Below are 25,150 nucleotides of genomic sequence, written 5' to 3' on the forward strand. Positions count from 1 at the left end.
CCGGGGCCCCTCAGCGCCGCCAATTCGACCACAAACCCCCCCCCCCGGCGCGGTCCGCGCGGGGCGCGCGGGTCGAGGCTCAGGCGCGTAGATGTGTTCAGCAAGGCGTGCGCGTAGGGTCTGTTGGGCGTGCGAGTCCGGGAGCGTATCGCATGCGGCTGCGTGAATCTACCAGCGAATCCGCCAACGTCAGCGCGCGAGCGTGAACGAGCGGACCGCGCTCGTCGTCTCGTAGAAGCGGCCGTTGTCGAACTGCTCGGCGACGATCGTCCAGTAATAGACGCCCGGCGGCAGATCGCTCACCACCAGTTGACCGTCCGTCAGATCAGCGCGATCGACGATCGGATGACGCAGATCCGCTGTCGTCGCCATGACGAAGCGAAAGCGCGTTTCGCCCGACGCCGGCGCGCGGCTCACGAACCAGCGGAACTCGTACTCGTGACTGCCGGCGCGCGGCGCGGCGGACGCCGTCAGTCCGAACTGACGCCGCTCGAAGCCATACACCTGCGGCAAACCTTCGAGCCCGTTTGCGTCGATGGCGGCGATGCGCACGAAATAGGTGCCGTCGGCGAGATCGCCAAAGTCCGCGTGCGGCGTGCTCACGCGCAGGTCGCGAATCAGGTCGAGCTGGTCGGCGTCGCGCGAAATCTGCACGCGATAGGCGGCGGCCTTGCGCGCCGTTTCAGCGGAGCCACCGGCGCCGGCCGGTATCAGATCGAAGGCCACCGTCTTGCCGTCCTGCACGCGGGCCGGTTGCACGAGCGCGGGCGCGGCGAGCAGTTCGACCGCTTCGCCTGGCGCGCCGCCGGCTCGCGTGACGCTGCCAAAGCGCGCCGCCAGCAGTTGCGCCGACGCCTGCAACGGCAGGCCGGGCGCAGGTGCACGTGAGACAGCCGAGTCGGGATCGACGCCGACCGCGCCGTCCAGCACTTCGACGGCGGTGGTTTGCGCGTCGCCGTCGTAGGCGACGCGGAAGTGCGTGCCGCGCACGCCCGCGACCACCGACGGCGAGCGGATCTGAAAGCGGTCGTCTTTCTTCGTCGCGTGCGTGACTTCGCTTTCGACACGCCCGCGACGCAGCTCGAGTTGCCGGTCGCCCGCGCCCGTCAGTGCGGTTCGCCGCAGCTTGCCGATGTCGAGCATGGCGTCGTCGGTCAAGGTCACGTGCGAGCCGTCGGACAGTTCCAGCGTGACGAAGCCGTTGGTTCCGGTGCGGATGCGGTCGCCTTCGCCGAGCATCTCGCCCGCCGCAAGCGGCACATACGGCCCCTTGCCGAACGCATGTTCGGCGGGGCCACTCGTCGCAATCACGCGCGCGGTTTCCGGGTGCTGTTTCAGTTTGTCGGCGGGCAGGCGCAGCGCGACGCCGGCGTGCATGCGGCGCGGCGCGGGCACGTGGTTCAGGCGGCTTAACACCGCCCAGTCGCCGCCGTCGATCAGATAGCGGCTCGCGATTTCATATAGCGTGTCGCCTTCGCGCGTCACGTAGGAGACATAGGCGGGCGGCGCGGCTTTCGCGCGCTGCCTGGGCGTGCGCGAAGACTGCGCGTGCGCGTCAGGCGGTGCGAAACAGGCAATCGCGAGCATGCCGGCTGCCGCGAGCCACGCGCCCGCGCGGCGGCTCGCCGACGCTGCACTGCCGCGCTCCGCCGCGGCAAGATCGACGGCACGGTCGACGGCAAACGTCACGCCTGCCCCGCTTCCCGACGGTCGGCCGCGGCCGGCGCGTCGCTCGCGGATTCGAGCCGTTCGAGCCGGTAGCCATAGCCGTAAATCGGCGTCAAACGATAGCCGTGTTCGGGGCGCAGACCGAGCTTGCTGCGCAGCATCGAGACGTGCGTGTCCATCGTGCGCGACGGGATGTCGGTCGCCTGCTTCCAGATGACGTCGAGAATATGCGCACGCGACAGCGGCCGGCTCAGATGCTGGAACAGCAGCAGCGCGAGCTCGAACTCCTTCTGCGTGACCGCGACCTTCGTACCGCGCACCACCACATGCTTCGCATGCAGGTCGAATTCGAACTCGCCGAACACTTCTTTCGCCGACGGCGGCTTCAGATGGTAGGCGCGCCGCAGCAGCGAACCGACGCGCGCAAGCAGCACGGCGCCGGAGACCGGCTTGACGACGTAGTCGTCGGCGCCCGTATTCAGAATCGACGTGATGTCGCTTTCATGGCCGCGGCTCGTCATGAACAGAACGGGCAAGCGCTCCGACAGACTTTCCCGCACCCAGCGCAGGACATCTTCGCCGGACATGTCGGGCACGTTCCAGTCGAGCACCAGCAGATCGAAGGTCTGGCGCCGCAACTGCCGCACCAGTTCGCGACCCTGGCCATAGGCATGACAGACATGGCCCGCCGCCGACAGCGTTTGGCAAACTAGATCGGCCTGCGCCGAATCGTCATCCAGGACAGCAATTCTCATAAAACCCCGCAACGCGACTTACGTTTGTTCGTCATCTATAACTGGGGCCAGCGCACGAGCACCGTCAAACGGTGCCGCAAACCGGCGGATCGGCCGGGATGCCGGTGCTCGCTGGCACCGACGATCCGGCTTTCCACTCATTTCGAAGTTTCTTCCACTTTCTTTCAACTAATGGTCCTTCGCCTCGCGCCCCGTAAAGCTGTTGCCGCCCCGTCTCAAAATTTGTGCGCATTTTCTTTGATTTAGGAGCGGCGATTATCAAACCGGCGATAATCATAATCGAAAAAACGCGCGTTTATGCTCGCATCATTAAACGTCGCCGCAGCGGCGGCCTTTGCATTGCATCGCCCTTTCGAGCAACGCTTTGGCACGGCTTAGGTACCGTTTTGGGAGCCGCCTGCATGCCGCAAAATGCCGCCGAATGCCGCGCGGTGCGGGCTTGCGCGCCGCTCCGACGTTTTTCGTTTTTGCCTCTCAGGTGCTGCCGATTAGCGCTTCGCCCACTGGGCTCGCTATTGGATTAGTTGGTCTCTCTCGCGCGGTGCTGGCCCCGCCGCCTTGCTTTTCAAACCGCGGCCGGGAACAGAAAACAGCGCGGAAACAGCGATTTGACATTCGTGAGTCAGTATAGGAACTGTCTCAAAATAAATCGTTTAAGCTTTGTCAAATCCGCCAGGCGTTGCCGGCGCCACCGCTTATCGCCGTTGTTGCGCGCAATTAGCCCGCGTGCAACTCCACCACCCCGCGCGCCTCCCGGCTCAGACGACGCACCGCCTGAGGCGGCTGCCCGATCGTGCGCAGGAACGCGCGCCTCATTCGCTCGCGGTCCGTAAAGCCCACTTCGTCCGCGATCACATCCAGCGACAGGCGGCCCTTTTCCAGCATCAGCCGCGCGGCTTCGACGCGCAAATGCTCGACCGCTTTCGCGGGCGACTGCCCCGTCTCGGCACTGAACGCGCGGCTAAACTGGCGCGGGCTGAGCCCCGCCACCTCGGCAAGTTCTTCGACGGTCAATGCGTTGCGCAGATTGGCGTTCGCGTGGTCGATCGCCTTCTGGATCTTGTCGGACTTCGGGTCGAGGTCGAGCAAGGTCGAGAACTGCGACTGCCCGCCCGCGCGCCGGTGGTACACCACGAGCTTGCGCGCGACCGTGCGCGACACGTCCTGGCCGTGGTCCTTCTCGATCATCGCGAGCGCCATGTCGATGGTGGCCGTCATGCCCGCGGACGTCCAGATCGGCCCGTCGACGATAAAAATCTGATCTTCCTCGACGGCGATCTTCGGAAAGCGGCGCTGCAGATCGTTCGCGAACCGCCAATGCGTGGTGGCGCGCCGGCCGTCGAGCGCGCCCGCTTCGGCAAGCACGAACGCGCCTGTGCAGGGCGCTGCGATCCGCCGCGATGTTTCGAGCGAGCGTCTGACGAACGCGGTCAGCGCGGGCGACCGGAGGTCGATGTCGACGCCGGAGCCAAACATCACCGTATCGAACGTGGCGTCGCCGAAAGGCTGCGTCTCTACCCGAATTCCCGCCGACGACGGCACGAGCCCGCCCGTCTCCGACAAGAGCGTTATGTCGTACGCCGGCTCGTCGAGCACGCCGTTGGCGAGTTCGAACGCCGTGACGGCCGCAAAACCCATCAGATAGAAGTTGGGAAAAACCACAAAACCGATCGTGTGCATGCGCGGCTCCAGCCATGTCCTGAATTGATGGTATATACGACATTTGAGACGCGGTCAACGAAGGCTATGCTTGGCCTATGCATCGCGCCGGCCGTCCGGCGCAGGCAGGACCGGATCGCCGCGCCAGGGCCGCGCGGTCGTGCATCGGAACGCAACAGGCTGGCTAAAAAGTAGAGAACCTTCACATGGACCGTCGATTACTGATACTCGCGCTCGGCATGTTCGCGATGGGCACCGACAACTTCGTGGTCGCCGGCATTCTCCCCGGCGTGGCGGCCTCGCTGCATACTTCGGTGGGCGCGGCCGGCCTGATGGTGACGTTTTATGCGCTGACCTACGCGATCGCCGCGCCGGTGATGGCGGCCGTCGCCGGCGCATGGCCGCGCAAGCCGCTGCTGGTCGGCGCGCTGAGCGTTTTCGTCGTCGGCAACGCGATCAGCGCGATGGCCACCGACCTGCACTGGGTGCTGTTCGCCCGCGCGCTGGCGGGCTTCGGCGCCGCGCTCTTTTCGCCTACTGCGTTGGGCGTCGCCTCCGCGCTCGCGTCGCCCGAAAAGCGCGGCCGCGCGCTCGCCACGGTGACGGCGGGCCTGACGGGAGCGACCGCGCTCGGTTCGCCCATCGGCACGTTTATCGGCGGATTCGGCACCTGGCGAACGACGCTGTGGTTCGTCACGCTGCTCGGTCTCGTCGCGATGATCGGCGTGTGGACGATGCTGCCCTCCGTCGCGCAGCCGCAGCCGATTAAATTGCGCGACCGGCTCGCGCCGGTCCGCGACACGCGCGTCGCGCTCACGCTGCTCACATCGCTGTTCGCGTTCGGCGGCTTCCTGATGGTCTACACCTACGCAGGCGTCGTGCTCAATCGCGTAACGCACGGCGACGAGCGCCTGCTCGCCGGCCTGTTCCTGGTGTGGGGCGTGGCGGCGACGGTGGGGAATCTGCTTGCCGGACGCCTCGTCGACAAGTTCGCGAGCCGCCACATCATCAATGCGATGCTGTGCATTGCCGCGATCAACTTCTGCGCGCTGCCGTGGACTTCGGCGCACGTCGTCAGCGCTGTCATTGCGCTGATCGTCTGGGGTCTCTGCGGATGGGGGCTCATCGTTCCGCAGCAGCACCGGCTCGTGCAAGTCTCGCCGCAGGTCGCGCCGTTGCTGCTCGCGTTGAACAACACGGCCACGTATATCGGGCTCGCGTGTTCGGGCGTGCTCGGCGGCATCGTGTTGCAGTCGACGGGCGGGCGTTATCTGAGCGTCGTGGCCGCCGCGCTGATTGCGCTCGCGTTGATCCTCGCCGAGGCGGCGTATCGGCGGATCGAGCGGCCGCAAGCGGCACATCGCGCGGCGCCCCGTCGCGAGACCGAGGCGGCGTGAGCCTGGCAACAGTGGTTCGTTTGCGTCGATAATCGCGATTTTCCGCTCCTGCGGGATAGCCCGCGCGGATCGCTGCGCAATCGAATCGAGGAACGCATGGACCGCTTGACTGGCATGGCCGTTTTCGTCGCCGCCGTCGACGAAGGCAGTTTCGCGGCGGCAGCGCGCCGCTTTGGCCTATCGGCTGCGATGGCCGGCAAGTACGTCAGCGCGATGGAAGCGCAATTGAACGCGCGGCTGCTTCAGCGCAGCACGCGCCGCTTGAGCCTGACGGATGTCGGCCACGCGTATTACGAGCGATGCAAGCGCATTCTCGACGCTTATGACGAAGCCAACCGGGAAGCCAGCGACGCGCACGGCACCGCGCGCGGTGTGCTCAGAGTCGCCGCGCCGGTCACGTTCGGAGCGATGCACCTGGGCGAGGTGCTCGCGCGATACATGGAGCAATTCCCGCACGTCAACGTTGAAGTTGCGCTGTCGGACCGTTACGTCGATCTGCTGGAAAGCGGTGTCGACGTCGCCGTGCGGATCGGTCGCTTGCGTGACTCCGCGCTGATCGCGCGGCGGCTCGCGCCCTGCCGCATGGTGATCTGCGCGTCGCCGGACTATATCGCACGCAACGGCATGCCGCGCAGCCCCGACGACTTGCGGCAAGCGCCGCGGCTCACGTTCAGCGAAGCGGTGTCCGTCGGCGACTGGACGCTCCTCGACAGCGAACGACGCGCGCACGTAATCGACGGGCCCTGCCGGCTCGCCGCCAACAATACGCAGATGCTGCTTGCAGCCGCGCTCGCCGGTGCGGGCGTCGTCTACGGACCGACGTTTGTATTCGGCGAGCAGATTGCATGCGGAAAGCTCGTCGAACTGCTGCCCGAGTATCAGGCGTCCGAGCTCGCGATTCAGGCGGTCTATCCGAGCGCGCGCCATCTGCCGCTGAAGGTGCGCCACTTCCTCGACTACCTCGCGGCTGCTTTCGGCGACGAGCCGCCGTGGGATCGCTTCAGGCAAGCACCGCCGGCACGCCCGGGCCAGCGCCGCTCGCTCGCTACGAAGCGCCCAGTTCGCCAACGAACTGCCGGATGATCGCCGCGAGCGCTGACGGCGCTTCGAGTGGCGACAGATGTCCGGTGCCCGCCAGCACTTGCAGACGCGAGCCGGCAATTCGCGGCAGCAACTCCGCGCGCAACGTGTCCACGCGATCGACCTGATCGAGTTCGCCGGCCACCACGAGCACGGGCACGTTGATCGAGCTGACCTCGTGCGTGATGTCCTCGAGCATCGCGGCGTTCGGCCAGGCCGCTCTCGCTTGCGGCGCACCACGCAGGCTGTCGGCGATCACCTGCTCGCGCAGCGCCGGCGTGAGTGGATTCGCGCTCAGCACGTTATCCAGCACCCATTCGATCGATTCACGCGAGTCGTACGCCGCCGCCATCGCGGCGCGCTGCTCGTCGGGAAGCACCATCGGCGAAGGCGGCGACGGCGCGACGAGCACGACGCCCTGCAGTCCTTCGGGCCTGCGCGACGCGAGCAGTTGCGCGACCTTGCCGCCCATCGAGTGCCCGACGAGCACATAGCGCGAGAGCTTCAGTGCTTCGATGACATCGTTCGCATCGTTGGCCAGATCCGCGATCGTATAGCCTTGCTCCGGCGCCGCGGAATTGCCCCATCCGCGATGGTCGACGGCAATGCTCCTGTGCGCGCTCGACAGTTCGCCTGCAACCGCGTCCCACGTGCGCGACGATCCGCCCCAGTAGTGCAGAAACACGAGTGCCGGTTCGCCGCTGCCCCGCTCTCTGACATGAATCGTTGTTGCCCTCGTCCGGATATCCATAGCAATGCTCCTTGCCAATGCTCGTTGCGCGTAAGTGAACGGTGCGGGCTTGCCTGCAACCGTGGCCACATTGTGGATTTCGCCGAGCCATCCGATAAGCGCTGTTCTTCTTTATACGGTCGATCGCCGCGTGATCGGATCGGACGTGGATCGAACGCCGGCGCAAAGCGTCGCGCACAAAAAAAACGGCATCGTCCCGCATGAGACGATGCCGCTCAAAAAACACCACACGCTCGCGGGGGCTACCACACGAGTGCTCAAAAAATAGCTGCTAAGAAAGTCTTCCTCAAGATGAAAGAACTACTTTTGTAACGACGCAGGCGGTAGTTATTACGCACGCCGTAATAGCTGTGCGCCCGCAAGCAATGCTGCATGCGGCGTCAAAAAACTTACGACCAAAGACCCGCAAAACAGCGCGTTTTACACAAGCGATGATTTGTTACAGTCCGCTGTTGCGTATAACACCGCGGAAGACCGGCCGCCGTCACCCATACGTAAGCCCGCTGAAACCAACCGGCAGGCATGAGCAACGCGTCATATCAGACCGGCTGATCCATGCAGCGACGTGTGCCGTCGGCGCCGCGCACCGGCGCGATGTGTTCGAGCGTGACCTGTGCATGGCCCGCCGCGCGAACGCCGAGCGCTTCCGCGGCGGCATACGAAAGATCGATGATGCGACCGCGCGCGAACGGCCCGCGGTCGTTGATGCGCACCACCACCGAGCGCGGCCGGCCGTGCGCCGTCACACGCACGCAAGCGCCTAGCGGCAACGTGCTATGCGCCGCCGTCAACGCATGCATGTTGTAGCGTTCGCCGCTCGCGGTTCGGCGTCCGTCGAAGAGCTTGCCGTACCACGAAGCGAAGCCCGTCTGCTGAAAGCCCTTGCCGCAGGCGCAGGCCGGCACGATGGGCGAATCGTCGGCGCTGGACTGAGTGTCGGTGTCTGCATCGGTGTCCGCGTCCGCGTCCGCGTCTGCGTGCGGCTGCCGGTGCGCGTGCGGCTGCGGGGCCGACGCGAGCGGCACGCCGGCAGCGTCCGCACCGACGCCGTCGCTATGTTTCGAGCGCGATCCGCCCGCGCCTCGCAGCGTGTGAATGGCCGGGGCGTCGAAGCCCGACGGGCTTACGCCCGCGTCGGGTTGCGCGCAGCCAGCCAGCACGAGCGCGGCGCCTAACAATGCAAGCGCCGATGAAAGGCGGCCTGTCGAACAACTGCGGAAATCAGAGATCATGAGCGTTGTCGCGCGCGCCGCGCTGGGTGAACAGCGTCGCGCGTCGTGTGCGGTCTGGTGGGTTCGGGGAAACAAACGCCGGCTTAATGGCGCTTGGGAAGGTAGGCGAGCGGATCGACGGGTTTGCCGTCCTTGCGTACTTCGAAATGCACGGACGCATCGCCGGCGGCGTCCGCGGAAACTTCCGCAATGGCCTGCCCTTTCTTGACGGGTGCGCCTTCCTTGACGAGCAGCGCGCGGTTGTTGCCGTAAGCGGTCAACAAATGCGAGTCGTGCTTGACGATGATGAGCTGGCCATAACCCGCGATGCCGCCGCCCGCATAGACGACGCGGCCGCTCGCCGCGGCTCTGACCTGTTCGCCGGCGCGCGTGGCGATCGTCACGCCCTTGGTCTTGCCGGCCACGAACGGCTCGGTGACCGCGCCGCTAACGGGCCAGGCAAGCCGCGCTTTGGCGTCGGCGGCGGTGGTCAATGCGGCATCCGTGTGCTTGTCCGCCGCCGTGGCCGCGCGCTGATCCGTTGCGGCCGCAACGTTCTGCGTTGCCGCGGGCGGAGCGACGCGCAATATCTGCCCGGCGCGCAGCGAGCCATCCGCGGAAAGACGATTCCATTGGGCGATCGCCGACGCGTCGCGGCCGAAGTCGTGCGCAATGGCCGTCAGCGTATCGCCCGGATTCACGCGATAAAACCCCGCGGGCACGGTCGGCGGATTCAACGCGGCCGACGCATTGCCGGCCGTCCAGGCCGAGATCGGATCGTAGGACGAACTGACCGGCGCTTCGAGCAACGGCGTGCTCGGCGAAAGCAGCGAGCAGCCGCTCAGCGCGCCGGCCAATGACCATGCGAGCAGCTTCAGAACGCGCGGCGCTGCGCATCGGGGCAAACAGATTTTCATTAACGGATGAGAAGAGATCGTGATCTTGCCGAGCGGCGTTTCAGCGCTCGCGTTTTTGTGTGTGCGCTAATGCAACCATGCAATCATGCAAATCGGCGTCGCGGCCGGATGGCGCTCTTCATGCCGATGTGAAGCGAACGCGGGCGAATGCGGCGATGCGGGCCGATGCGCTCGCACCGGCCCGCTTCTTCGCAGACTCGCTAATCGACGGAAAAATTACGGCTTGGCAGGCGCTGCTTCGTCGGCTACGGGCGCGCTGTTGTCGTCGCCCTGTGCCGTCGATGCCGCGTGCTTGTGTGCATGCTTATGCGCGTGCTTGTGCGCGTGCTTGTGCTGCTTCTTCGCGTGATGATGCGGGGCTACCGGCTCGCCTTCGTGCGTTGCGGCCGAAGCTGCATGCATCGGAGCCGCTTGCGGCGCGGAAGCAGCTGCGGGCGCGGAGGCTTGCGCGAAAGCGGCGATCGAGAACAGACCAGCGACGGCGGCGGCGAGAAGTTGCTTGTTCATGACGGTGTTTTCCTTAACGTATGCGTTGACTGACCGATTAATGGTCGCGTGTTCAACGAGTGCGAAAAGAAACCGTTGACGGCATCAGGTCAAACTCAGCAATCCTTGACGATTTGTGACGCCTTTGAACAGTAGCGAGTCAGATGTGACGAGATTTGAATACGATCAAAAGGCGGGCTTTAGAGCGGCACGGCGTTTTTGAAAGACGCGTGGTTGTGATCGACACGCACGGTCGTTGCGACCGCGCGCGTCACTTCGAGCCTTCCAGCTCAGGCATCGGCGCAAAGAGCGCGTCGAGGTCGTCGTCGGAGAATTTGGCGGCGCCCGCGGCGTCTTCCGAGAGAATGCTGTCGGCGAGGCCCGCCTTCTGCTCCTGCAATTCCACGATCTTTTCTTCGATGCTGCCTGCCGCGATCAGCTTGTAGACGAACACAGGTTTGTCCTGACCGAGCCGATGCGCGCGGTCGGTGGCCTGATTCTCGGCGGCCGGATTCCACCAGGGGTCGTAGTGAATCACCGTGTCGGCGGCGGTCAGGTTCAGACCCACGCCGCCCGCCTTCAGGCTGATCAGGAACAACGGCACTTCGCCTTGTTGGAAACGCTGCACGGGCGTGACGCGGTCGGTGGTGTCGCCCGTCAGGATCACGTAGGGAATCGCGGCTTCGTCGAGCGCTTGCGCGATCAGCGACAACATGCCGGTGAACTGCGAGAACAGCAGAACGCGGCGGCCCTCGTCGATCAGTTCGGGCAGCATCGAGAGCAACAGATCGAGCTTGGCCGAACGCACCCCCTTCTCTGTTTTATCGGAAGCTCGTGCGGTCTGAGTGCTCGAACCTTCGTCAACTTCGCCGACGTTCTGAGCAGTCCGCAGCGTGCGCACGAGACGCGGATCGCAACACACCTGCCGCAACTTCAGCAGCGCATCGAGCACGATGATGTGGCTGCGCGCGAGGCCCTGCGCGCTCACCGCGGCGCGCACCTTTTCCTGCATCGCCGTGCGCACGGTTTCGTAGAGATCGCGCTGCGCGCCTTCGAGATCGACGGAACATACAATCGTCGTCTTGGCCGGCAGTTCTTTCGCGACCTCGTCCTTGCGACGCCGCAGCATGAATGGCCGGATGCGGCGCGCGAGCAGCGAGCGGCGCACGCCGTCGTTATTCTTTTCGATCGGATTGCGCCAGCGGCGCGTGAAGTCCTTCTGGCTGCCGAGAAATCCGGGCAGCAGAAAATCGAACTGCGACCACAATTCGCCGAGGTGATTCTCGAGCGGCGTGCCGGTCAGACACAGACGATGGCGCGCGCTCAACCCACGGATCGCCTGCGCGGCTTTCGTCGTGGCGTTCTTCACGTACTGCGCTTCGTCGAGAATCAGCAGGTGATATTGATGTTCGGCGAGCACCTTCTGATCGCGCCACAACAACGCGTACGTCGTCAGAATCAGTTCGTGTTCGCCGATCTGCTCGAAGCGCTCCTTGCGCTGCGGGCCGTTGAGCACCAGCACTTTCAGCTCGGGTGCAAAGCGTCGCGCTTCCTCGCGCCAGTTGTGCACGAGTGTGGTCGGCACGACGATCAGCGCGGGCTTGTCGAGCCGTCCGGCCTCTTTCTCCGCGAGAATGTGCGCGAGCGTCTGCACGGTTTTGCCGAGGCCCATGTCGTCGGCGAGCACACCGGCAAGACCTTGCTCGCGCAGATACTGCATCCAGTTCAGGCCCTGCTGCTGATAAGCGCGCAATTGCGCGCGCAACGCCGCGGGCACCGGCACCTCGCGCAAACGCGGCCCGGCTTGCAGACGCTCGGCGAGCTGGCGGATCGAATCGTCGCCGCGGAATTGCCAGCGGCCCGTGTCGCTCAACGCCTGCAGGCGGCCTGCGTCGACGGACGGCACGCGCAGCGGCGCGCCATCGGCGAGCGTCCCGCCGAGCGAATCGAACAGATCGACCAGCACGCGCACCACCGGTTTGAGCCGGTCGGCGCGCAGCCGCAAGCGCTTATTCTCTTCGGTCTTGAGCTCGATCGGCTCGTCGTCGGCGATGGCTTCGAGCGCGCCGCCAAGCCAGCGCCGGTCGCGCCGGAACAGATCGGCGAGCAGCGGTTCGAGCCGCACGTTGCGCTCGCCGATGCGGATGCCCATTTCCAGATCGAACCAGCCGTCGCCGGCCTGATGCGCGGTGCCGTCGATTGCATCGATCTCGATCACGTTGTAGCGGAACTCGGGCGCCATCGTCACACGCCAGCCCTTGCTGACGAGTTCGGGCACGGCGTCGTTGACGAACGCGGACCACGCTTCGGCATCGGGCAAGCCGAGCATCGTGTCGGGCAACAGACGCGACGCGAATACGCGGCTCGTGGGCACCTTCTGCAACCCGGTCTTGCGCAGTTCGAGCAGGCGCTTTTTCTCGGCGTCGTAGCGGCGGCGAATATGGATGACGTCGCCGCCCGGCATGGGCACGAGGGTGACGCTGCTGTCCACGTTGATGCTGACGCCGTCGTAGTCGAAGCTCACGCCGGCCAGTTCGACGGCCTGGCTTTTGGCGACGTTGCCCGCCTTGCCGGGCTTGCTGGTCTTTGCAGCGGACGGCAGCGCGTGGCTGTTCAGCGTAAGCACGGGCACGGGTTCGACATCGATCACGCGAATCGCCGATGTGTCGTGGGTAGGCGGCAACGGCAACTCGGGCGCGACTTCGCGCAGCACGGACGCGACGAGCGGCGCTTCGGCCAGCGAGATCGGCGGCATCGCGAGGTAGTCGGGCAATTGCTGGAACGGCAGCGACGAGCGCACGATGCCCGCCTCCCGCGCGTCGCCATCCACGTACCAGACGGGCTCGGTCGGCAGCACCATGCTCGCGCGCGGCTCGGTGCGCAGCACGGGACGCAGACGCTGGTCGGCAAGCGGTTCCCATTCGATGCGCCCCGGCCGGTCGGCGGCGCGCGCGAGCGGCGTCGGCGCGTCATCGCCGGGCGCGAGCTTGAAGTCGAAGAAGAGGCGCCCGGTGGCGATCAGCTTTTGCAGCATTTCCGCGCCGCTCGTGCCGCGCAGAATAAATTGCCCGAAGTCTTCGCGCGAACGGCCAAGCCACAGGCCGCGCAGAATCGACAGATCTTCGTCCGACACGAACCTGGGTTGCTTGAGCAGCGCCGACTCTACATTGCCCCACGTCTCGCCGACCTCGACGATGCGGCCATCCGCATCGCAGCGCGCGCGATACAGCACCACCTCGTGGCGCATGTGGAAGTCGGACCAGTTGAGCCGGTAGGCCAGCGTTTCGGTGCGGGCGGCAGCCGTTTTCTGAGCGGCGGCATCGGCGGCTTCGGCGCGCGCACGGAAGCGTTCGAGCCAGCTCACGAGTTCCGGGCGCACGCCCTGCGGCGGACCGAAGCGTTCCACCGACGCACGTTGCGTCACGAGCGGCGCGCTGTCGCTGCGCTCATCGTCGTCGACGCGAATAATGTGGTCCATCTCGTCGTGATACTCGAGCTCGGCGAGCAGCAGCGCGGCCACATGCTTGCAATTGCGGCCGACCGGACAACTGCAATCGCTCTGCGCCCACGGCGTGCCGCCGTCCGTGCGAAAGCGCACGCGGGTTCGGTAGGGCTCGGGCTGGCTGCCCTGCACGTCGCCCGTCAGCGTGGCTCCGTGCCATTGCATGTTGGTGACCGGGCCGACCGCGCGCGCCTTGGCGACGGTGTTATCACCGAGCCACTCAGCAATCCGTTCGCGATCAAAGAAAACTGACGACATCAGCGTGCATCCTCTTCAAGCCGGCGAAGGCAAGCGGCGCGATGGAATCGATTCGGCGGACGGTGCGTTGTCTACCGCCACGATTTTTCGAAGCGTTGCTTGCCAGTGATAACCGGCCATTTTACGCGTTGGCGGGACTTGGCTGTGCGAGGTGGCGCTCGTGGGGATGGGTTGTGGGCGGGGATTGTTATTGGCTCGCGATGCAAGCGGCAACGCGCGACGCGCACCAATTTGGACAGCGGCGCTTATTCGCCGAGTGGGTCGTCGCTGCCCAAGGCGCTGTCTATCTGGCGGCGCGCGTCGTCGAGCGCCGCGCCGATTGCGGCCGCGCCGCGAAAACGCGAGCGGCTCTGGCGCGGCGCGGCCCACTCGCCGTTGTCCGGTTGACCGCCGTCGTCACGTTGTATTCGCGTGGTCACCGTCGAGCCGCCTGCGGGATCGTCTTCCGCGAGAACGGTCACCGTGAAACCGCGATGAGTGTGCACTTCCTGCATCCGACTGCTCCTTCCGATCGGTGAGCCGAGGTAAGACTGCCCGCACTTCTCGAGCATTAAAGGTTGGACGGATTGCCCGGATCGACCTTGCCTTTCTCGATGTTGTCCGTCTGGTCGCCGAGCTCTTTACGGTTATCGCCGGTCGTAATCTGCGCCTCGCCCTTCGCCTTGCGGCCCTCGTTTCCGGTGATCGAGCCAACGCCCTTGTTCACGAAGCCTTTGAGCTCTTCCTTGATTCCTTCACGCTGATCCTTGTTCATCTTCGTTCCTCCGGTAAAAAATCCGCCTCTTAAAGCGGTTTGGGCCAGCGCGCAACCTGTGGAGGTTGTCTTGCGTTAGCGCCATCGTTCGTCACCGGAGGCGAGCAAACCCCGTACCCGCTTCCCGCAATGCGACACGGCAATCGGATCGATTGTGAAAATCTTTTGGAATAAGCACGCGGCGCCCGTGTTTGCCTCCATGTAGACCAAAGCCGAACCGATAATCGACCGTTAATCGAAATCACCCGAGCACCGATCCGGCTTGTCGTTATCACTGTCCCGCTGGCTAACTCATGGTCCAGCAAATTTTAATTTTATTTAGGAGTTCCTATCATGTCGAAACTGTTCGTTGCTCTTGCACTCGCCGCTGCCACGCTTGGCGCTCCCGTTCTCAGTTTTGCTCAGTCCAGCGCCCCGCTGACGCGCGCAGAAGTTCGGGCGGATCTTGTTCGCGTCGAGCAGGCGGGCTATAACCCGAGCCGAGGTGATGACGTCAACTACCCGGCTGATGTCCAGGCGGCAGAAGCCAGGATCGCCGCACAGAACGACGGGCAACTGACTACGCAAGCTGTCGGCGGTGTCGCGCAGCGTGGCACTTCCGCTGCGGGCACACGGCTTCAGACAGCGATGAGCTCCGGCTGCGTCGGCCCGGTTAGCTACTGCAACATCTACTCCGGCAGTTAAGTGAGCCCTGGTCAACGACTCCGTCGTGCATTGACACGCGATGTCGTTTAGCGTCGCCCGCTCTTCAAATCAAACCTTTTTCGTTGGAGTTTCAAAGTGAAGATTTTTCCTTTCGCAGTATCGACCTTGACCTTGGCCGCCAGTCTTTTGGGATCCGCTGACGCAATGGCGCAAACCACGCAACCCGCTACGGCGCCGATCAAGAACATCGTTCTGGTTCATGGCGCGTGGGTCGACGGCTCGGGGTGGAAGCCGGTCTACGACATCCTCACCAAAGACGGTTATCACGTCACGATGGTGCAGGAGCCGCTGACGTCGCTCGACGACGACGTGGCCGCCGCGAAACGCGTCATCGATCTGCAGGATGGCCCCACCATTCTGGTCGCACATAGCTACGGCGGCTCGGTTATCACCGAGGCGGGCGTCGATCCGAAAGTGGCCGGCCTGGTGTACGTGGCGGCGCATGCACCGGCAGTCGGCGAAGACGAAAGCGACCTCGGCAAGCAGATGCCCAGCTATACGTCGAAGCAGGCAGGCGCGATCAAGAAAACGGACGACGGCTACACCTATCTGAATCCCGCCGACTTCGCGAAGGATTTCGCGGCGGATCTGCCGCTGAAGGAAGCCGAGTTCGAGTCGCGCTCGCAGATTCTGACGGCCGCGAAAGTTTTCTCCGCGCCGATGAAAGTGGCCGCGTGGACCATGAAGCCGAGCTGGGGTATCGTCGCGGCCGACGACAAGATCATCAATCCGGATCTCGAACGCTTCTATTACCAGCGCGCGCATAGCCATACCACCGTGTTGGCGGGTGCAAGCCATTCGGTGTACGAGTCGCGCCCGAAGGAAGTGGCCGCGGTGATTGAAGACGCAGCAAAGCATGCGCAGCAGTAATGCATCTGGCGGCGCATGGATACGCTGCGCGTTATTCGACGCGCGCAGAAGTGGCTCGAACGCGATTCAGTTTTTGCATATGAATGGCACCTCGATGGTGCGGAGTCGACATCACAGCAAAAGCACGATCGCGTTCATCGCCAGAGAGGATAGACATGCCGCGCATCACGTTCGCATGACGCGATGTTCTCTGTCGCGAAAGGGGCCACAACCGCACCAAAATTCCGCATTGCTAAACGGTAGCGACTAACCTACGCTTCCTAACACTTCATGTAAGCGGAGGCTCGACGGCCATCCGTTTCTCTACTGAGGACCCGGCATGAACTGTGATCCAACCGATACGGCCGTGGTCTTCATCGACCCCCAGAACGACGTGCTGAGCCCGACGGGAAAGAATTGGGGTGCGGTGGGTGCGAGCGTCACGGAAAACAGAACCGTCGAAAACATGTTGAGGATCTTCAAGGCCGCAAAAGCCGCGAAGATCAATGTATTCATATCTCCGCATTACTTCTTTCCGACCGATCGCGCGTGGAAGTTCAACGGTCCACTCGAAGCCGACGAGTTCGCAACCGGTACGTTCGCGCGAGAAGGCGCTCTGAACCTCCAGGGATTCGAAGGCTCGGGCGCGGATTGGCTGGCTGAGTTCAAGCCTTACATTGATGACGGCCAGACCATCGTCGTGAGTCCGCACAAGGTCTTCGGTCCGCAAACTAATGACCTCGTACTGCAATTGCGCAAACGTCACATGAGCAAAGTCGTGCTCGGCGGCATGCTCGCAAACATGTGCGTGGAGGCTCATTTGCGGGACCTGCTCGAGCAGGGCTTTGAAGTGTCGGTCGTAGCCGATGCAACCGCGGGGCCTCGTCATCCCGTCTGGGGTGATGGCTATAAAGCGGCCATGATCAACTATGCGTTTCTCGCGCACGCGGTGGTATCCACTGACGACGTCGTCGCCGCAATGACTTGATCCTGGTGTCGGCGTCCGAACTTCCTCGCTTCACATGCCTTTCTTGCAGCGTATTTCTGTAGCTCTCACACAGTGCTGAGCCGCGGCTCGACATCCTCGAGCAAAGAAGGTGATCGCGGACCGGCCATCCGAACAAGGAGCATCGCAATGGCCAGTCCAGCCTCGAGTACTTCGTCTGCTGCAGACCGCACCGGTCCTGCCGTTCCCGTCACCTATCATCGAACCGCGGTGTTGGATGGATTGAAGATCTTCTACCGACAGGCCGGTCCGCTCGACGCTCCCGTTGTGCTGCTATTGCATGGTTTTCCAACCTCGTCGCATATGTTCAGGAACCTGATTCCTGCACTCGCCGACCGCTATCACGTGATTGCACCGGACTACCCCGGCTATGGTCAGAGCGACATGCCGGATCGTGCCGAATTCGCCTACACGTTCGACCGCTACGCTGAATTAGTAGACAGCCTGCTCGACCAACTCCGCGCGGATCGGTACACGATGTATGTCATGGACTATGGCGCGCCCGTCGGCTGGCGGCTTGCTCTGAAGCATCCGGATCGCGTGGCGGGTTTTATCGTCCAGAACGGAAACGCCTATGACGAGGGCCTCAAGGCATTCTGGGATCCCATCAAGGCGTATTGGGCCGACGGCTCGGACGCGAGCCGCAAAGCATTGCTGCCGCTGCTCACGCTCGAGACGACCATCTTTCAATATACCGATGGCGTGTCCGACCGCACGCGTGTTTCTCCGGACAACTGGGTCCATGACCAGGCGCTGCTCGATCGCCCCGGCAATAACGACATCCAGCTCGACCTGTTCTATGGCTACCGGACCAATCTGCCTCTTTACCCGAAGGTGCAGGCGTATTTCCGTGAGTTCAAGCCGCCGATGCTGATCGTCTGGGGCAAGAACGACGTCATCTTTCCGGCGGATGGCGCGTATCCGTACAAAGAGGATTTGCCGCACGTCGAGACGCATCTGCTCGACACGGGTCATTTCGCGCTCGAAGACAAGGCGGACGAGATGGTGCCGCTGATACGCGACTTCCTCGCCCGAAAGATCGACTCAAGAACGTAATTGAGGCTTGCATGGCTCAACTGCTATCGGTGAATGTCGGGCTTCCGCGCGACATCGACTGGAATGGCCGCACTGTCCACACCGGGATCTGGAAGAACCCGGTGCCGGGTCGCCGTTGGGCCAGGCGGCTGAATCTCGATGGAGACGGCCAAGGCGATCTCGCTGGACACGGCGGTGAGCAGCGAGCCGTCTTCGTCTACCAGATGGAATCGTACCGTTACTGGCAGGAGCAGTTGAAACGATCCGATCTCGTCGACGGCCAGTTCGGCGAGAACTTCACGATCGAGGGAATGCCCGACTCAGCGGTGTGCATCGGCGACCGTTATCGGATCGGCAACGGACTGTTCGAGGTCAGTCAGCCACGGGTCACCTGCTACCGCGTCGGGATTCGAATGAACGAGCCGCGGATGCCCGCTTTGCTGACATCCAGCGGACGGCCCGGCTTCTACTTGCGCGTCCTGCAAGAAGGCGAAGTCGGCGCGGGCGACGAGATCGTCAAGGTCGGAGAGGCAACGGAGCGGATGACAGTCGCAGAGGTCAACGCGCTCCTCTATTCGCCCGATCATCCGCGCGATCGACTCGAACGCGCATTGCGAATCGAGGCGCTTTCGCCAGGATGGCGCTCTTCGTTCGAGGCGTTACTGCAAAGCCGCATGAGAGGCGAGGCGAGCGGTAACGCGGGCCTCGCGCCCGCAGCGGCGACGCATCCGGCTCCGCCCGGGTTTCGACCGCTCACAGTGGCGGCCATCGAGCCGGAGTCCGCGGACGTTCTCTCTCTCACATTGACGAGCGCGGACGGCCAACCGCTCCGACCCGCTCTGCCCGGCCAGTATGTGGTGCTGCGTCTTCAAAGGACCGTCGACGGCCCGCCGCTTTTTCGCAGCTACTCGCTCTCGGGTGCTGCATCGACGGAACGCTATCGGATCAGCCCGAAGATCGAGCCGAATGGCGCGGCTGGAAACTATCTGAGGGAGCATGTGCGGGTGGGCGATGCGCTCGATGTCAGCTCGCCGCGCGGAAGCTTCACGCTGCAGGAAGGACAGCGGCCCGTTGTGCTCGTCAGCGCGGGAATCGGCGCGACGCCTCTTCTGGCAATGCTCCACGCGCTGTCGACGGCCCGCTCGACGCGGCAGGTCTTGTGGATGCATGCCGCCCGCGACGCGCAGCACCATCCATTCGCCGCCGAAGCGCGCCGCCTGGTGCTGTCGCTGGCTCACGGCCGCAGTCACGTCCGTTACAGCAGGCCCGGCTTGGGCGACCGGATGGGCGAGGATTTCGACGCGACCGGTCGCCTGTCGCGAGCGGTCCTGGACGAGGTCGGCGTCCCGCGAGACGCGGACTTCTATCTCTGCGGACCGACTGTCTTCATGGCGGACATGAAAGAGGCACTCGCGGCCTTCGGCGCGCCGCCCGAACGGACTCACGTCGAAATCTTCAACGGCGGGGAGTCGATGACGCCTGGCATCGCCGGCGTACCCACGCGAGTTCCACATCCACCTGAAGACGCTGTGAACACCGGTCCGCTGGTATCGTTCGCGCGCAGTGGCATCGCCGCGCACTGGAACGCATCGGCCTATCAGAGCATTCTTGAACTCGCCGAGGCATGTGACGTGCCAGTCCGTTGGTCGTGCCGCAGCGGCGTCTGTCACAACTGCGAGAGCGGGTTGATCTCGGGGTCCGTCGCGTATGAGCCCAATCCGCTGGATTCACCTGCGGCGGGGAATGTGCTGATTTGCTGCGCGAGGCCGCATGGTGATGTGGTGATCGATATTTGAGTGGCGTGGGTGTGCCATATCGACGTATAGCCCTACCCCTTATTGAACACGTTCACCACCCGCGACATGGATTTCGCTGCCAGCACGAGCAGAGCGCTGGTTGGACTGTAGTCGACGTTGTACATCAGGTCGATAAAGTAGAACATGGATAGTGCGATGAGCGGGTGGTACATCGCGCGGCTTATCAGGCGTTTCATCGGCATCTCACGCTGTCTCTTTTGCACGAACCGATAAGCCACTGTGCCTAAACCGATCTGCGCAAGTCTGGTGGCGCGCCAGGATTCCGGAACCGGTGGAAGGTTTGGCTGCGAACGACGGACGACGTTGAAATGTCACGTCCCATCCTGTGACGGACTTTGCCTCGCGCAGGCCGTTGCCGTCCTGCCCGTGCGTCGACATTTTTTGCCCGATCGTCCAGGTGTTGCCGACGCTTCGCCTGCCCGTTGCAGCGCGTCCAGGAAGATTGTCCGGTCCTACTGAAAAAGCGCGCCGTTTGTTGCACGCAGTTCATCCACACACATCAGGCTGCGCTCGCCACGTTGCAGTGGATGTCCGTCAACGCCGTCCGTCAATCAAGGGGACCAGGATGCGCAAGCTGTTCTTCACGACAGGATCGCCTTTCGCTCGTGCCGTCCGTATCGTGCTTGTCGAGAAGGGACTCGATTTTGAGCGCGAGGAGACCTTCACGACACCCAGCGTCGAAGAGCGTGCGAAGGTCGCGCCGACGCTTCAGGTTCCTACGCTGGTCGACGGCAACCTGACGCTTTGGGATTCCGCTGTGATCATCGATTACCTCATGTCCACGTATCCAGGCGCGCCTGCGCCCCCAGGCATGGAGCCCCTGGCATCCGACTATGTGCGCGCGACGGAAAGCTGGCACGACAAGCTCGTTCTCGCGACGTTACAGACGTTCGGCGTATCGACGACGATGGTGTCGCAGTTGCAGTGGTCCGGCGTCAGGCATGAAGAAAATGTTCACGCCGCGCGATGTGCGATGCGCAACCAGTACCTTCTCGACTGGTTCGAGGCCCAGCTTGTCGGCGCTGACGGCGCTTTCGTCCCCGGTGTCATTTCGGCTCAGGACATCCTGCTCACCTGCGTTTGTCAGTTCATCGAAACGCGTCCGTTGCGATTGTCCTGGCGCTCCCCTGCCCGACCCAGGCTTGCGTCGTTGGTCGCTCGAATGGAAAAACGACCTTCTGTGCAACAGGAAGCGGCACTCTGGTGGGAGCCGGGGGTGACATACGCCACTGCTGCCGAAGTGGAATGGGCAAAACATAAAACCATTCGTGACGGGCTGAGCTTCAGCGAATGGACGTCGCAGTCGGCAAGTTAAGGTTGCCGACAAACTGCCTGACGTTGTCCAGCACGGGTTGCTGGTCGCCCGCGAAGACCCAGTGATCCGCACCGTCGAGCCCGACGAAGCGCGCCTGCGCGATGTGACTGGCGAGATGCCGGCCGGCGCCGATGCGAACTTGAGATCGTTCGCTATGAGAATCGGTCGCGACATCGGTTGGAGTTCGATCGGAATGGACTACGAAAAAGCAAACGGAAACCGTCGGCCGAATTCGTTGAACAGCCCTTGACCTCAAAACGAGTCGCGATCTAACCCATTCGAGATACCAGCACCGCCCTACGCTTCCTCGCGCGCCGGTACGCCCACAACCACCTCCAGCCCCGCCGCCGCCAGCAATTGCCCAAGCGCCGGCGCCGGCGCCTCGTCGGTCACCAGCACGTCGACGCAATCCGCGCCGAACGCGTGCAGCAGCGCGCTATGGCCGAACTTCACGTGATCGGCGGCGACCACGCGGCGCTCGGCCTGCGCGAACGCCGCCAGCGAAAACGCGACGTCTGCCGGGAGCGCATCCATGAAATGCCCGCGCATGTCGATCGCCGTCACCGATACGATCGCGTAACGCACGTGGAACTGGCGCAAAAAAGCTTGCACGCTGTCGCCGACCGCGGCGGCGTCGTCGGCCCGAACTTCCCCGCCCGCGATGAACACGCGGTTGCCGTTGTGCGGCGCGAGCAGCCGGGCCACTTCGATCGAGTTGGTCACGACCGTCAGCCGCGAACGCGCCACTAAGGCCCGCGCGATGTGCACGCAGGTGCTGCCGCCCTCGAGAATCAGCGAATCGCCGTCGCTCACCAGTTCGGCGATGCGCGCGCCGATGGCCCGCTTGCCGGCAAGGCTCGCGGCCATGCGCCGTTCGAACGGCGGCTCGTCGAGGCGCTCGGGCAGCATGATGCCGCCGTGAACCTTCAGCAGCAGACCCTGCTCGATCAACGGCTTGATATTGCGGCGGATGGTTTCGTCGGACACCTCGAATCGCGCGGCAAGTGCCGTGATCGTGCAGGTGCGCTGCTCGCGGACGAGCCGCAGGATTTCGGCCTGGCGTTGGGTCGAGAGCATGGAGTCGGGCGGATGAAGGGTGCGGTGAGTTTAGCAAAACGACGGGCTGATGTGGGATTTCCCACATATTTCCACGGTTGGCCGACATAGCTCCGTAGTCCACGCGTGCGGGGCGCAAGAGCGACGCCCGACGCTTAGGCAGACCGCCCGCAGTGGCAGCCGAATGTGCAAGCGGCTTCGCCGCAGCCTTCGCTGCATCTTTGCCAGCCGCCGTCCCAACGCCCGTCCCAACGCCATTCCCAGCCGTTTTCCCAACCGACCTCACAGCCGTCTTCGCTGCTGTCCCGGGCGGAAAACACTCGACCCCGACACTGATCCGACCAAGCTTCGACAGGTCACCTACCGCCAAAATACGACCACCACATGACACCACCCCAACCACCACAAAGCCTCACCGCTCACGTTGCATTCCGTGCACTTATACGGCAATCTACGCACACCAACGCCACCAACAACCACACATGTCCACACCCATCCCCCAACAAACCCGCGTCGTCATCATCGGCGGCGGGATCATCGGCTGCTCGGTCGCCTACCACCTGACCAGGCTCGGCTGGACCGACGTCATCCTCCTCGAACAAGGCCAGCTCTCTTGCGGAACGACGTGGCACGCCGCCGGCCTCGTCGGGCAGTTACGCGCGCAGGAAAGCATGACGAAGCTGATCCGCTACTCGACCGCGCTTTACGCCGAACTCGAAGCGGACACCGGCCTTGTCACCGGCTGGAAGCAATGCGGCTCGCTGTCGGTGGCCCGCACGGCCGAGCGGATGACGCAACTCAAGCGCACCGCCGCCGTGGCCCGCGCGTACGGCGTCGCCTGCGAGGTGATCGGCGCGCGCGAAGCCGGCGACCTATGGCCGGTCATGCGCACCGACGACCTGCTCGGCGCCGTCTGGCTGCCGGGCGACGGCAAGGCCAACCCAACCGATCTCACGCAGGCGCTCGCCCGCGGCGCTCGCATGCGCGGCGCGCGCATCGTCGAAAACACCCGCGTCACGGCGATCCACACGCGCGACGCGCACGGCTCTCGCGAAGCAACCGGCGTCGCCTGGCGCAACAAGGAGGGCGACGAAGGCTCGATTAGCGCGGACATCGTCGTGAATTGCGCGGGCCAGTGGGCCAAGGCCGTGGGCCGACTGTGCGGCGTCACCGTGCCGCTGCACTCGGCCGAGCACTACTACATCGTCACGGATCGCATCGAGGGCGTGCACCCCGATCTGCCGGTCATGCGCGATCCCGACGGCTTCATCTATTTCAAGGAGGAAGTGGGCGGCCTCGTGATGGGCGGTTTCGAGCCCGACGCCAAACCGTGGGGCATGAACGGCATTCCGGAGAACTTCGAATTCCAGCTTCTGCCCGACGACTGGAATCAGTTCGAAATCCTGATGACTAACGCGCTGCAACGCGTGCCCGCGCTCGAAACCGCACAGGTCCGCCAGTTCTACAACGGACCCGAATCGTTCACGCCCGACAACAACTTCATGCTCGGCGAAGCGCCTGAATTACGGCGCTTTTTCGTCGGCGCGGGCTTTAACTCGATGGGCATCGCTTCCGCGGGCGGCGCGGGCATGGCGTTGGCCGAATGGATCGTCGCGGGCGAGCCGACCATGGATTTGTGGCCCGTCGACATTCGCCGCTTCGCGCGCTTTAACGGCAACGACGCGTGGCTGCATGATCGCGTGAAGGAGACGCTCGGCCTGCACTACGCAATGCCGTGGCCGAATCGCGAACTCGACAGCGCGCGACCGTTGCGCCGGTCGCCGCTGTACGCACTGCTGCGCGAGGACGGCGCGTGCTTCGGCAGCAAGATGGGTTGGGAGCGCGCCAACTTTTTCGCGCCGACGCCCGGCGAAGCACGCGTCGACTACACATTCGGCCAGCCGGACTGGCTGCGTGCGAGCGGCGCCGAACACCGCGCCTGCCGCGAAGGCGTGGCGCTTTTCGACATGACGTCGTTCTCCAAATTCCTGGTCAAAGGACGCGACGCGCAAAGCGTGCTGCAAAGCCTCGTCACGAACGACGTCGACGTACCGCCCGGCACGGCCGTCTATACCGGCATGCTCAACGAACGCGGCAATTACGAATCGGACTTCACGCTCACGCGCATCGCCGCGGACCAGTACCTGCTCGTCACCGGCACCGCGCAAACCACGCGCGACTTCGACATGATCGAGAGAGCGATTCCGCGCGACAAACACTGCGTGCTCGTCGACGTGACCAGCCAATATGCGGTGCTCGCCGTGATGGGCCCGCGCTCGCGCGAACTGCTGCAAAGCGTATCGAAAACGGACTGGCGCAACGAAGCGTTCGCGTTCGGCCAAAGCCGCGAAGTCGACATCGGCTATGCGACGGTACGCGCGACGCGCCTCACCTACGTCGGCGAACTTGGCTGGGAACTGTACGTGCCGGTCGAATTCGCCGTCGGCGTGTACGAGGCGTTGCGCGAAGCGGGCAAAGCGTTTGGCCTCGTGAATGCAGGCTACTACGCGATCGATTCGCTGCGGATCGAAAAAGGCTACCGCGCATGGGGCCGCGAACTCACGCCGGACACGAATCCGTTCGAAGCCGGCCTCGCGTTCGCGTGCAAGCTCGACAAGGACATTCCGTTCCGCGGCCGCGACGCCCTGCTGAAACTGCGCGACGAGCCGCTGCGCCGCCGCATGGTCGTGCTGAGCGCGGACGGCGCCGCGAATCACATGCTATGGGGCGGCGAAGCGATTTTGCGCGACGGCAAGCCAGTCGGCTTCGTGAGCTCGGCGGCGTTCGGCCACACGCTCGGCTGCCCGGTCGCGATGGGCTACGTGAACAATCCCGATGGCGCAGCCGACGCCGCGTATCTGACAAGCGGCGCCTACGCAATCGACGTGGGCGGGGGATAGCGGGCGGGCCCCCGTAACCGGAAAGCGCC

General features: G+C 64.0%; 22 protein-coding genes. 10 read left to right on the plus strand and 12 right to left on the minus strand.

Annotated features, from left to right (window positions below):
• Positions 1-189: 189 nt before the first annotated feature.
• The 3 genes from P0D87_RS31260 to P0D87_RS31270 all read right to left on the minus strand — a co-directional run bounded on the left by P0D87_RS31260 (position 190) and on the right by P0D87_RS31270 (position 4,103).
• Positions 190-1,587, minus strand: coding sequence for a FecR domain-containing protein (locus tag P0D87_RS31260; protein ID WP_216649303.1), 1,398 nt, complete (start codon positions 1,585-1,587; stop codon positions 190-192).
• Between the two features lie 98 nt (positions 1,588-1,685).
• Positions 1,686-2,423, minus strand: coding sequence for a response regulator transcription factor (locus P0D87_RS31265; RefSeq protein ID WP_006050296.1), 738 nt, complete (start codon positions 2,421-2,423; stop codon positions 1,686-1,688).
• Positions 2,424-3,140: 717 nt separating this feature from the next.
• Entirely contained in the window at positions 3,141-4,103 is a 963-nt protein-coding gene (locus P0D87_RS31270; protein WP_006050297.1) for a GlxA family transcriptional regulator, read from the minus strand.
• A gap of 185 nt (positions 4,104-4,288) precedes the next feature.
• Here P0D87_RS31270 and P0D87_RS31275 point away from each other — a divergent pair, with 185 nt between their 5' ends.
• Both P0D87_RS31275 and P0D87_RS31280 read left to right on the plus strand, forming a co-directional pair.
• Positions 4,289-5,479 carry an MFS transporter gene (locus P0D87_RS31275; RefSeq protein ID WP_053860587.1) on the plus strand — a complete coding sequence of 397 codons (1,191 nt, stop codon included), beginning with the start codon at positions 4,289-4,291 and terminating at the stop codon, positions 5,477-5,479.
• Positions 5,480-5,575: 96 nt separating this feature from the next.
• A complete protein-coding gene (locus tag P0D87_RS31280) occupies positions 5,576-6,562 on the plus strand; it encodes a LysR family transcriptional regulator (RefSeq protein WP_053860586.1) in 987 nt (328 codons plus the stop codon).
• Here P0D87_RS31280 and P0D87_RS31285 read toward each other — a convergent pair.
• The 7 genes from P0D87_RS31285 to P0D87_RS31315 all read right to left on the minus strand — a co-directional run bounded on the left by P0D87_RS31285 (position 6,525) and on the right by P0D87_RS31315 (position 14,438).
• Entirely contained in the window at positions 6,525-7,310 is a 786-nt protein-coding gene (locus tag P0D87_RS31285) for an alpha/beta fold hydrolase (RefSeq protein WP_082367224.1), read from the minus strand. The genes P0D87_RS31280 and P0D87_RS31285 overlap by 38 nt on opposite strands.
• Before the next feature lie 539 nt (positions 7,311-7,849).
• Positions 7,850-8,542 carry a septal ring lytic transglycosylase RlpA family protein gene (locus P0D87_RS31290; protein ID WP_408637108.1) on the minus strand — a complete coding sequence of 231 codons (693 nt, stop codon included), beginning with the start codon at positions 8,540-8,542 and terminating at the stop codon, positions 7,850-7,852.
• A gap of 83 nt (positions 8,543-8,625) precedes the next feature.
• Complete coding sequence (locus P0D87_RS31295) at positions 8,626-9,438, minus strand: peptidoglycan DD-metalloendopeptidase family protein (RefSeq protein WP_053860583.1); 813 nt, start codon at positions 9,436-9,438, stop codon at positions 8,626-8,628.
• Positions 9,439-9,654: 216 nt separating this feature from the next.
• Positions 9,655-9,945 carry a hypothetical protein gene (locus P0D87_RS31300; RefSeq protein WP_029969043.1) on the minus strand — a complete coding sequence of 97 codons (291 nt, stop codon included), beginning with the start codon at positions 9,943-9,945 and terminating at the stop codon, positions 9,655-9,657.
• A gap of 250 nt (positions 9,946-10,195) precedes the next feature.
• Positions 10,196-13,684 carry a DEAD/DEAH box helicase gene (locus P0D87_RS31305; protein WP_053860581.1) on the minus strand — a complete coding sequence of 1,163 codons (3,489 nt, stop codon included), beginning with the start codon at positions 13,682-13,684 and terminating at the stop codon, positions 10,196-10,198.
• Positions 13,685-13,929: 245 nt separating this feature from the next.
• Positions 13,930-14,178 carry a hypothetical protein gene (locus P0D87_RS31310; RefSeq protein ID WP_006050306.1) on the minus strand — a complete coding sequence of 83 codons (249 nt, stop codon included), beginning with the start codon at positions 14,176-14,178 and terminating at the stop codon, positions 13,930-13,932.
• Between the two features lie 56 nt (positions 14,179-14,234).
• Positions 14,235-14,438 carry a CsbD family protein gene (locus P0D87_RS31315; RefSeq protein WP_006050307.1) on the minus strand — a complete coding sequence of 68 codons (204 nt, stop codon included), beginning with the start codon at positions 14,436-14,438 and terminating at the stop codon, positions 14,235-14,237.
• 333 nt (positions 14,439-14,771) lie between these two features.
• On the opposite strand from P0D87_RS31315, the gene P0D87_RS31320 reads away from it, so the two are divergent.
• The 5 genes from P0D87_RS31320 (at position 14,772) to P0D87_RS31340 (ending at position 19,829) form a co-directional block, all read left to right on the plus strand.
• Positions 14,772-15,122, plus strand: coding sequence for a DUF4148 domain-containing protein (locus tag P0D87_RS31320; protein WP_053860580.1), 351 nt, complete (start codon positions 14,772-14,774; stop codon positions 15,120-15,122).
• 165 nt (positions 15,123-15,287) lie between these two features.
• Positions 15,288-16,013 (plus strand): alpha/beta fold hydrolase, encoded by a 726-nt coding sequence (locus tag P0D87_RS31325; protein ID WP_232292293.1) that lies wholly within the window; start codon positions 15,288-15,290, stop codon positions 16,011-16,013.
• Between the two features lie 319 nt (positions 16,014-16,332).
• Entirely contained in the window at positions 16,333-16,980 is a 648-nt protein-coding gene (locus P0D87_RS31330) for an isochorismatase family protein (protein WP_053860578.1), read from the plus strand.
• Positions 16,981-17,127: 147 nt separating this feature from the next.
• Positions 17,128-18,054 carry an alpha/beta fold hydrolase gene (locus P0D87_RS31335; protein ID WP_408637109.1) on the plus strand — a complete coding sequence of 309 codons (927 nt, stop codon included), beginning with the start codon at positions 17,128-17,130 and terminating at the stop codon, positions 18,052-18,054.
• Positions 18,055-18,065: 11 nt separating this feature from the next.
• Positions 18,066-19,829: an MOSC and FAD-binding oxidoreductase domain-containing protein gene (locus P0D87_RS31340; RefSeq protein WP_053860576.1), complete on the plus strand. Its 1,764-nt coding sequence runs from the start codon at positions 18,066-18,068 to the stop codon at positions 19,827-19,829.
• Positions 19,830-19,861: 32 nt separating this feature from the next.
• Here P0D87_RS31340 and P0D87_RS31345 read toward each other — a convergent pair whose 3' ends face one another.
• Entirely contained in the window at positions 19,862-20,026 is a 165-nt protein-coding gene (locus P0D87_RS31345) for a hypothetical protein (RefSeq protein ID WP_167450670.1), read from the minus strand.
• 389 nt (positions 20,027-20,415) lie between these two features.
• Here P0D87_RS31345 and P0D87_RS31350 point away from each other — a divergent pair, with 389 nt between their 5' ends.
• On the plus strand, positions 20,416-21,165 hold the full coding sequence (locus P0D87_RS31350; protein ID WP_053860575.1) for a glutathione S-transferase family protein: 750 nt from the start codon (positions 20,416-20,418) through the stop codon (positions 21,163-21,165).
• Between the two features lie 61 nt (positions 21,166-21,226).
• On the plus strand, positions 21,227-21,415 hold the full coding sequence (locus P0D87_RS31355) for a hypothetical protein (protein WP_053860574.1): 189 nt from the start codon (positions 21,227-21,229) through the stop codon (positions 21,413-21,415).
• Between the two features lie 47 nt (positions 21,416-21,462).
• On the opposite strand, the gene P0D87_RS31360 is transcribed toward P0D87_RS31355, so the two are convergent.
• Positions 21,463-22,242, minus strand: a complete 780-nt coding sequence (locus P0D87_RS31360; RefSeq protein ID WP_053860573.1) for a DeoR/GlpR family DNA-binding transcription regulator — start codon at positions 22,240-22,242, stop codon at positions 21,463-21,465.
• 461 nt (positions 22,243-22,703) lie between these two features.
• On the opposite strand from P0D87_RS31360, the gene P0D87_RS31365 reads away from it, so the two are divergent.
• Complete coding sequence (locus P0D87_RS31365) at positions 22,704-25,121, plus strand: GcvT family protein (protein WP_408637110.1); 2,418 nt, start codon at positions 22,704-22,706, stop codon at positions 25,119-25,121.
• Positions 25,122-25,150: the final 29 nt, after the last annotated feature.

The organism is Paraburkholderia sp. RL17-368-BIF-A (assembly GCF_046054045.1).
In the GTDB taxonomy this organism is placed as follows: Bacteria; Pseudomonadota; Gammaproteobacteria; order Burkholderiales; family Burkholderiaceae; genus Paraburkholderia; species Paraburkholderia graminis.

Excerpts from the sequence above, each read along its gene's own strand:
- P0D87_RS31295 (WP_053860583.1), bottom strand. The coding sequence starts at position 9,438 with ATGAAAATCTGTTTGCCCCGATGCGCAGCGCCGCGCGTTCTGAAGCTG.
- P0D87_RS31305 (WP_053860581.1), bottom strand. The coding sequence starts at position 13,684 with ATGTCGTCAGTTTTCTTTGATCGCGAACGGATTGCTGAGTGGCTCGGT.
- P0D87_RS31345 (WP_167450670.1), bottom strand. The coding sequence starts at position 20,026 with ATGAAACGCCTGATAAGCCGCGCGATGTACCACCCGCTCATCGCACTA.
- P0D87_RS31300 (WP_029969043.1), bottom strand. The coding sequence starts at position 9,945 with ATGAACAAGCAACTTCTCGCCGCCGCCGTCGCTGGTCTGTTCTCGATC.
- P0D87_RS31265 (WP_006050296.1), bottom strand. The coding sequence starts at position 2,423 with ATGAGAATTGCTGTCCTGGATGACGATTCGGCGCAGGCCGATCTAGTT.
- P0D87_RS31340 (WP_053860576.1), top strand. The coding sequence starts at position 18,066 with ATGGCTCAACTGCTATCGGTGAATGTCGGGCTTCCGCGCGACATCGAC.
- P0D87_RS31275 (WP_053860587.1), top strand. The coding sequence starts at position 4,289 with ATGGACCGTCGATTACTGATACTCGCGCTCGGCATGTTCGCGATGGGC.
- P0D87_RS31335 (WP_408637109.1), top strand. The coding sequence starts at position 17,128 with ATGGCCAGTCCAGCCTCGAGTACTTCGTCTGCTGCAGACCGCACCGGT.
- P0D87_RS31365 (WP_408637110.1), top strand. The coding sequence starts at position 22,704 with ATGTCCACACCCATCCCCCAACAAACCCGCGTCGTCATCATCGGCGGC.
- P0D87_RS31360 (WP_053860573.1), bottom strand. The coding sequence starts at position 22,242 with ATGCTCTCGACCCAACGCCAGGCCGAAATCCTGCGGCTCGTCCGCGAG.
- P0D87_RS31315 (WP_006050307.1), bottom strand. The coding sequence starts at position 14,438 with ATGAACAAGGATCAGCGTGAAGGAATCAAGGAAGAGCTCAAAGGCTTC.
- P0D87_RS31280 (WP_053860586.1), top strand. The coding sequence starts at position 5,576 with ATGGACCGCTTGACTGGCATGGCCGTTTTCGTCGCCGCCGTCGACGAA.
- P0D87_RS31285 (WP_082367224.1), bottom strand. The coding sequence starts at position 7,310 with ATGGATATCCGGACGAGGGCAACAACGATTCATGTCAGAGAGCGGGGC.
- P0D87_RS31270 (WP_006050297.1), bottom strand. The coding sequence starts at position 4,103 with ATGCACACGATCGGTTTTGTGGTTTTTCCCAACTTCTATCTGATGGGT.
- P0D87_RS31330 (WP_053860578.1), top strand. The coding sequence starts at position 16,333 with ATGAACTGTGATCCAACCGATACGGCCGTGGTCTTCATCGACCCCCAG.
- P0D87_RS31310 (WP_006050306.1), bottom strand. The coding sequence starts at position 14,178 with ATGCAGGAAGTGCACACTCATCGCGGTTTCACGGTGACCGTTCTCGCG.
- P0D87_RS31290 (WP_408637108.1), bottom strand. The coding sequence starts at position 8,542 with ATGATCTCTGATTTCCGCAGTTGTTCGACAGGCCGCCTTTCATCGGCG.
- P0D87_RS31260 (WP_216649303.1), bottom strand. The coding sequence starts at position 1,587 with ATGCTCGCGATTGCCTGTTTCGCACCGCCTGACGCGCACGCGCAGTCT.
- P0D87_RS31350 (WP_053860575.1), top strand. The coding sequence starts at position 20,416 with ATGCGCAAGCTGTTCTTCACGACAGGATCGCCTTTCGCTCGTGCCGTC.
- P0D87_RS31320 (WP_053860580.1), top strand. The coding sequence starts at position 14,772 with ATGTCGAAACTGTTCGTTGCTCTTGCACTCGCCGCTGCCACGCTTGGC.
- P0D87_RS31325 (WP_232292293.1), top strand. The coding sequence starts at position 15,288 with ATGGCGCAAACCACGCAACCCGCTACGGCGCCGATCAAGAACATCGTT.